Source organism: Leisingera sp. F5, from assembly GCF_001593695.1.
The window spans coordinates 22,738-29,964 of the sequence record NZ_LUKH01000043.1; the positions used below are offsets into that span (position 1 = coordinate 22,738).

General features: G+C 63.7%; 7 protein-coding genes. 4 read left to right on the forward strand and 3 right to left on the reverse strand.

Annotation, left to right across the window (positions count from 1 at the left end; translation table 11 throughout):
• The first annotated feature begins 34 nt into the window (after positions 1-34).
• The 3 genes from A2I95_RS21245 (at position 35) to A2I95_RS21255 (ending at position 3,361) form a co-directional block, all read left to right on the forward strand.
• Positions 35-1,366 (forward strand): M23 family metallopeptidase, encoded by a 1,332-nt coding sequence (locus A2I95_RS21245; RefSeq protein ID WP_291733025.1) that lies wholly within the window; start codon positions 35-37, stop codon positions 1,364-1,366.
• Positions 1,356-1,898, forward strand: a complete 543-nt coding sequence (locus A2I95_RS21250; protein WP_027259077.1) for a polymer-forming cytoskeletal protein — start codon at positions 1,356-1,358, stop codon at positions 1,896-1,898. Before A2I95_RS21245 ends, A2I95_RS21250 begins: the two co-directional genes overlap by 11 nt.
• A 218-nt stretch (positions 1,899-2,116) precedes the next feature.
• On the forward strand, positions 2,117-3,361 hold the full coding sequence (locus A2I95_RS21255; RefSeq protein WP_291733028.1) for a calcium-binding protein: 1,245 nt from the start codon (positions 2,117-2,119) through the stop codon (positions 3,359-3,361).
• 51 nt (positions 3,362-3,412) lie between these two features.
• On the opposite strand, the gene A2I95_RS21260 is transcribed toward A2I95_RS21255, so the two are convergent.
• The 3 genes from A2I95_RS21260 to A2I95_RS21270 all read right to left on the reverse strand — a co-directional run bounded on the left by A2I95_RS21260 (position 3,413) and on the right by A2I95_RS21270 (position 5,595).
• Positions 3,413-4,357, reverse strand: coding sequence for a DUF3179 domain-containing protein (locus A2I95_RS21260; protein ID WP_291733036.1), 945 nt, complete (start codon positions 4,355-4,357; stop codon positions 3,413-3,415).
• 190 nt (positions 4,358-4,547) lie between these two features.
• Complete coding sequence (locus tag A2I95_RS21265) at positions 4,548-5,096, reverse strand: peptidylprolyl isomerase (RefSeq protein ID WP_291733030.1); 549 nt, start codon at positions 5,094-5,096, stop codon at positions 4,548-4,550.
• Entirely contained in the window at positions 5,089-5,595 is a 507-nt protein-coding gene (locus tag A2I95_RS21270; RefSeq protein WP_027259081.1) for a peptidylprolyl isomerase, read from the reverse strand. Before A2I95_RS21270 ends, A2I95_RS21265 begins: the two co-directional genes overlap by 8 nt.
• 139 nt (positions 5,596-5,734) lie before the next feature.
• Here A2I95_RS21270 and pgk point away from each other — a divergent pair, with 139 nt between their 5' ends.
• On the forward strand, positions 5,735-6,925 hold the full coding sequence (pgk, locus tag A2I95_RS21275; RefSeq protein ID WP_291733035.1) for a phosphoglycerate kinase: 1,191 nt from the start codon (positions 5,735-5,737) through the stop codon (positions 6,923-6,925).
• The last annotated feature ends 302 nt before the right edge of the window (positions 6,926-7,227 follow it).

Genomic DNA, 7,227 nt, shown 5'->3' on the forward strand with positions numbered 1-7,227 from the left:
AGGGGCCTGTGCAAACCGGGACAGGGACCAGACTTTGCGCACACGGCTCGCGATCAGAATCCACAGCTTCCTTGAACGCCGCTTCCCCGAGCGGCGGGTGTTCCTGAAGTCCGACAGCGATACGCGCTTCATCCGGCTGCGCTCGGAAACCCAGCTGATGGCGGTTGCGGGCATCACACTGTTTGTGGCCTGGGCCATCGTCGCCACGGCCATCGTGCTGATGGACAGCATCGGCGCCGGCAATTTCCGCGAGCTGGCCAAACGCGATCAGCAAACCTACCGCGAGCGGCTCAACGCCATCTCCGATGAACGCGACAACCGCGCAGAAGAGGCCCTGGCGGCACAGGAGCGCTTTAATGCCGCGCTGACACAGATTTCGATGATGCAGTCCGAACTGCTGGCCTCGGAGACCCGCCGCCGCGAACTGGAAACCGGCATCGAAGTGATCCAGTCCACTTTGCGCGACACCATGCGCCAGCGCGATACCGCCCGGAAGTCCCTGGCGCAGCTCAAGGAAGACACCCAGGACGAAAATACGGCCCACGCGGTGATGGCCAGCGCTTCGGCGCAGATGGACCTGCTGGCAGGGGTGCTGTCGGACACAGCAGCAGAACGCGACCGGATCATGGCCGATGCCCGTGACGCGATCGGCCAGCGCGATGAGCTGGAACTGGAACTGCAGCTGATGGACGAGCGCAACAGCCAGATCTTCCGCCAGCTGGAGGAAGCGGTTGCGGTCTCCGTCACCCCGCTCGACAAGATGTTCCGCAACGCAGGCATGCCGCCTGAGCGCATCCTCGAACAGGTGCGCCGCGGCTACAACGGCCAGGGCGGGCCGCTGGCCCCTTTGGCAATGTCGACCCGCGGTGAAGAACCCACAGCCGAAGCGTTGCGGGCCAACAGCATCCTCGCCAAGCTGGATCAGCTGAACCTCTACCGCCTGGCCGCCCAGCAGGCGCCCTTTGCGACGCCGGTGAACCTGGGCCAGGTGCGCCAGTCCTCGGGCTTCGGCTACCGGCGCGACCCGAAAACCGGCGGCCGCCGCCTGCACAAGGGCTCCGATTTTGCCGGCCGCACCGGCACCGATATCTTTGCCACCGCCGACGGCATCGTCACCCATGCCGGCTGGCAATCGGGCTACGGCAGAATGGTCACTATCCGCCATGCCTTCGGCATCGAAACCAGATACGCCCATAACTCGAAACTCCGCGTGACAAAGGGCCAAAGGGTCTCGCGCGGGGATCACATTGCTGATATGGGTAACACCGGACGGTCCACCGGGACCCACCTCCATTACGAGGTCAGGGTCAACGGGCAACCTGTAAACCCCATGATCTACATCAAGGCTGCGAGAAATGTTTTCTAAGAGCAAAATCAACGAGCCCGGGCCGAAGCAGGCCGAAGCAACCCCGGCACCCACTGCTGCGCCGGCGGCTCCGGTCAGCGACTACAAGGCCAGCGCGCCCAAGGCCAAGCCCGCCGCATCGCTGCTGAGCTCGGACCTGCACATCACCGGCAACGTGAAAACCACCGGCGACATCCAGGTTGAAGGCACGGTTGAGGGCGACATCCGCGCGCATCTGCTGACGGTTGGCGAAACCGCCACCATCAAGGGCGAAGTCACCGCCGATGACGTGGTCATCAATGGCCGCATCGTTGGCCGCGTGCGCGGCTTGAAGGTGCGCCTGACCGCCACCGCCCGCGTCGAAGGCGACATCATCCACAAGACCATCGCCATTGAGTCCGGCGCCCATTTCGAAGGCTCCGTGCAACGCCAGGACGACCCGCTGAACCCGGGCGGCCGCAAGGCAGCCCCGGCGGCTCCAGCCCCCGCCGCCGCGCCGGCCCCGTCTGCCGCCGTGCAGGCCGCAACGGCCTCCCGCAAAACGGAAGGCTGATCCGCCCTCTCAGGCCGGAACCGGCACGACCATCTCAAAAGCCGCAGGCCAACGCCTGCGGCTTTCTTGTCTCCGGGACAGATGTTGCAGATCTGTCCAACCCGCACCGGTATCCTGTATTCCTTACCTTGCAGCCATTAGTTGAGGCCGATAGTTAACGCCGGAAACACCGGTTACCAGCCCGGCCTGCGGCGTAAAAGTTAGGACACCCTTCGAAAATGGCGACAGTTATCCTGAATGATCCAAGTGGAACATGGTCTCTGAATGACCTGAACTCCCCGGATTTTTCCAATGCAAGCATCACCACACAAACCTCAAGCCTGATTGTCTTTACCGGCACCAACGGGGCTGGCTTCAGCCTGACCGGAGATTTTTCCTCCGCGTCCCCCTACTCCTGGACGTTAAACTCCCTCACCATCACATCTTACGGAACTCCAGTTCTTTCGTTTTCTGGATTCTCGATGAATTTCTACACCTTCGCGTCCTCAAGCGGCGCGAGCCTGGAAGCGTCGCTTCTGTCTGGCAGCGACACGATCAACTCCAACATGGCTGAGGGGCAGCGCTGGCTCACGCATGGCGGCAACGACACGATCCAGCTGGGCACAGGCGATGACACGCTCTATGGCGGCAGCGGCACCGACCGCCTGATTATTGCCGACACTTACGGAAACGCGTCGCTGTCCTCCAGCTTCAGCACGGTAACAATCGACTCGGCCGACGGCCGCGACCGGATTTCCTCAATCGAGCAGCTGGAGTTTTCCAACCGGACCTTTGCCCTGACAACCGGCAGCTACAGCGGCAACTCCCTGACCGGCGGCAAATCCGCCGGGCTTTCCAGCGACCTGATTTTGGGCGGTGCCGGCAATGACACTTTGTCCGGGCTGTCCGGCACCGACTTGCTGCTGGGCGAAGATGGAAATGACCGCCTGATTGGCGGCGCCGGACGCGATACTCTCAACGGCGGCGATGGCGATGACGACCTTTTGGGCGGCAGCGGGCGCGACCTGCTGATTGGCGGCAACGGCGACGATTATTTGATTGGCGGCAAACACGGCGACCGGCTGCTGGGCGGCGGCGGCCATGACGAGCTGCTTGGCGGCGGCGGCAAGGACTTTCTCATCGGCAATTCGGGCAGCGATCTGCTGGTCGGCGGCGGCGGCAGCGACACCCTGAAGGGCGAGTCAGGGCGCGACATGCTGCTGGGCCACAAGGGCAATGACAGGCTGACCGGTGGCAACCAGGCGGATACCTTCCTCTTCCACAAGGGTCATGGCAACGACACCATCACCGATTTCACCGCCGGTGAGGACCACATCGCGATCGGCCGCGGCGCCAACCGCCTGAGCCAGCTGGATTTTGAAATCCAGGGCGACGATGTCCTGGTGTCCTTCGCCAATGTCACCATTCTGGTGGAAGACATCACCGTGGCGAAGCTGCAGGACGCAGACAACTTCCTGTTCTGATCGCCCTGGTCATTGACTTGCTCCAGGCGCGCCCCGGCGGCGCGCCTTTTGTCATTTCAGCATCCACCGCCCGTCCGGCCAGAAAGCGTGAAAGGCAAAGGCAAACATCACGTCATGCGCCACGTCAAATCCGCTTGCGTCGCGCACCCGGACGGATCCGATATCCCGCCCCTTGGCCAGCGCGCCCGCATCCAGCGCCGAGGCCTGCCCGGCCCGCCAGCTGAGCACCACGCCCGCTTCACGGATCTCGCCTGCCTTGGCCAGCCGCGCCAGCGGCCAGGCCCGGCTGCCAACCCGCACCACCCGGTCCAGCGGTGCCAGCCCATGCGGAGGCGGGGTGCCATCATACAGAAACGGCCAGTCAGACGTGTCATATCCCTGGTAAGGGTTTTGCCCGTAGCGCCGGTTATAGCCAGGCTGCGCCATCACCAGACCATCCGGGTTGCGCGATTTGAATTCTTGCCAGCTTTCAACCCAGCTGGGCAGGCTGGCCAGCCGCTGGCCGCTCATCTCGCCGGCAATGCCGGTGCCGATCGCCTGCTGCCACCAGCTTTGGGTTTCGCGGTCATACATCACCATGTCGGAATAACGCAGCTTGCCGGTGACCCCGAAACTCAGCACCCCCGCCCGGGTGCGCCGGTCGAATGTCATCGCGGAATTGCACAAGGGGCAATAGGTCACCGCCACCGGCACCCCGGCCACCTCGTCGTTCACAATCTCATGCCAGGTAAGGTAACGCAGCGGATAGGCACGGGCCGGCGCGCCCTCGATCTCCAGCGCGATCACCGGCTCCCGCGGCATCAGCCGCCGGTCCTTGGCCGCCGCCGTGAACTGCGGCGCATCCAGCGCAGGGATGCCGTCCTTGGGCACCCCGCCGGACCGGATCTGGCCCCAATCCCCGATACTCGTCCGGCTGAAATCGGTTTTCGGCCATTCCCGCTTCCACTGCGCCGGCTCCGCCTGCGCCATCCAGGGCAAAAACACAGCCGCACTCATTAACAAACGTCCCAGCATACAACGCTCCCCGCTGAACCCCCAGTATTCAGGACAGGCTGGGACTGAACAGTGGGATACACAGGCTTGTGACATCATGTCAGAGGCTGGGCACAGCGCAGGGCTGCAACGGCAAAGGCCCGCCCCCGGATACCGGGAACGGGCCTTGGATTTTCCGGAAATCCGGACGCCCTTATTCGGTGACGGTCACTTTAGTCATTGCGTCGGGCTTGCCGACCACCGACCCGTTCTGCCCGGCGCCGCGCTTGATCGCGTCGACCACATCCATGCCTTCGGTCACTTTGCCGACAACCGTGTACTGGCCGTTCAGGAAGTGGCCCGCATCGAACATGATGAAGAACTGCGAGTTGGCGCTGTTCGGGTTTTGCGAACGGGCCATGCCGACCACGCCGCGGTCAAACGGCAGGTCTGAAAACTCGGCCGGCAGATCGGGACGGTCGGAGCCGCCGCGCCCGGCTGCGCTCATATCGCCGCCGGCCTTGCCGAACTCAACATCGCCGGTCTGCGCCATGAAGCCCTCGATCACGCGGTGGAACACCACCCCGTCATACTGGCCCTCAGTGGCCAGTGCAGTGATCTGCTCCACATGCTTGGGCGCCACATCCTCGAACAGGTCGATCTTGATGGTGCCATTGGCTTCGCCCTCGACCTGGACTTCCAGGCCGGTAGCAAAGGCAGGCCCCGCCGCAAGCAGGGCCACCAGCGCAAGCGCGTTACGCATCCGCTGCAACCTTGACCGAGATCATCCGGTCCGGGTTCGCGGGCGGCTCGCCTTTGGTGATCGCGTCCACATGCTCCATGCCTTCAATGACACGGCCGTAAACGGTGTACTGGCCGTTCAGGAAGTGGTTGTCCTTGAAGTTGATGAAGAACTGCGAGTTTGCCGAATCCGGGTTCGCCGAGCGCGCCGCGCCCAGGGTGCCGCGGTCATGCGGCAGCTTCGAGAACTCAGCCGGCAGGTTCGGCAGGTCGGAACCGCCGGTGCCCGCCATGCGGATGTTGAAACCGTCTTCCATGTCGCCGTTGGCCACGTCGCCGGTCTGCGCCATGAAGCCGTCAATCACACGGTGGAAGCAGACGTTGTCATATTCGCCGCCGCGGGCCAGTTCCTTCATCCGCTCGGCGTGCTTCGGCGCCACGTCGGGCAGCAGTTCAATAACAACATTACCGTCTTTCAGTTCAATGATGACGGTGTTTTCGGGATCTTTGATCTCGGCCATCTGGCCCTCCTGTCGTCGAAATTTGCAACGATAGTTAAGGGCAGCGCCAGCAAATGCCAAGGGAGCATTGACTGATGCGCAAAAACCCCCGAAACAGCCCGCGGATTTACCTGCATTTTCACCATAAGGGGTCTCGCTGATGGGCTGGAAAACACTCGACGACATGGATCTGAACGGCAAGCGCGTGCTGGTGCGCGTGGACATCAACGTGCCGATCGTTGACGGCGTGGTGACCGACTCCACACGGATCCGCCGCATCGCCCCCACCGTGCGTGGCATCCTGGCTGCCGGCGGCAAGCCAATCCTTTTGGCCCACTTCGGCCGCCCCGGCGGCGAGCGCCGCGAAAACCTGTCGCTGAACCAGCTGGTGCCGACGCTGGAGCGCGCCTTTGAAACCCGCGTTCTGTTTGCCGCCGACTGCATCGGTGCCGGCGCCGAGGCCGCCGCGGACGCGCTGCAGCCGGGTGAAGTGCTGCTCTTGGAAAACACCCGTTTCCACGCCACCGAGACCAAGAACGACCCCGAACTGGCCGCCGGCATGGCGCGCCTGGGCGAGGTCTACTGCAACGACGCCTTCTCCGCCGCCCACCGCGCGCATTCCTCCACCGAAGCCATCGCCCGCCTGCTGCCCGCCTGCGCCGGCCGCCTGATGCAGGCCGAGCTGCAGGCGCTGGAAAGCGCCCTGGGCCAGCCGCAGCGCCCGGTGACCGCGGTGGTCGGCGGCGCCAAGGTTTCCACCAAGCTTGAGCTTTTGGGCAACCTCATTGAAAAGGTCGACCACCTGGTGATCGGCGGCGGCATGGCCAACACCTTTCTGGTCGCCAAGGGCCTGCCGGTCGGCATCTCGCTGGCCGAGCGCATCATGAAGGACACAGCCGCCGAGATCCTCGCCAAGGCCGAGGCGGCGGGTTGCGAAATCATCCTGCCCTCTGACATCGCGGTGGCCAAGAAATTCGAAGCCCATGCCGAGCATGAAATCCTGCCCGCGGACCAGTGCCCCGAAGATGGCATGATCCTGGACGCAGGCCCCGACAGCCTGGCCCGCATCAACGAGGTGTTCGAGGCCAGCAAGACGCTGATCTGGAACGGCCCCCTGGGCGCGTTTGAGCTGGAACCTTTTGATACTGCCACCAACGCCGCAGCCCTCAAGGCCGCCGCGCTGACCCGTGCGGGCCAGCTGATTTCGGTCGCAGGCGGCGGCGACACCGTGGCGGCGCTGAACGCCTCAGGTGCTGCGGGCGATTTCACCTATATCTCCACCGCCGGCGGCGCCTTCCTGGAATGGATGGAAGGCAAGGAACTGCCCGGCGTCGCAGCGCTGGACCAGTAACAGGAGCGCCTGCCCGGTCAGCCGGGCGGGCGCCTTCCGCGTGTACCGGGTTCCGGAACACTCTTGCGCTCCCGGCCGCGGCATGGTTGCCCCGCCCGTTTCAGCCGTCCCGAGAAAAATCACCCTGTGGACAGTTTTGGGATTCACAAGCCGATTCGGTTGTGGCATAACAAGGGCAGACGCCGGGAAACGGCGCAAAAACAAAAACTTGAGCAGTAACATACAGGCACCTCCAAAGTGACCCGAAGCCCCCGGCCCTCTTTTGGCGCCATCGCCTTCTTTGCAATTGCATTCGCGCTCAG

Coding starts and splice junctions, on each gene's coding strand:
- A2I95_RS21250 (WP_027259077.1), top strand. CDS start 1,356: ATGTTTTCTAAGAGCAAAATCAACGAGCCCGGGCCGAAGCAGGCCGAA.
- A2I95_RS21255 (WP_291733028.1), top strand. CDS start 2,117: ATGGCGACAGTTATCCTGAATGATCCAAGTGGAACATGGTCTCTGAAT.
- A2I95_RS21270 (WP_027259081.1), bottom strand. CDS start 5,595: ATGGCCGAGATCAAAGATCCCGAAAACACCGTCATCATTGAACTGAAA.
- A2I95_RS21265 (WP_291733030.1), bottom strand. CDS start 5,096: ATGCGTAACGCGCTTGCGCTGGTGGCCCTGCTTGCGGCGGGGCCTGCC.
- A2I95_RS21260 (WP_291733036.1), bottom strand. CDS start 4,357: ATGAGTGCGGCTGTGTTTTTGCCCTGGATGGCGCAGGCGGAGCCGGCG.
- pgk (WP_291733035.1), top strand. CDS start 5,735: ATGGGCTGGAAAACACTCGACGACATGGATCTGAACGGCAAGCGCGTG.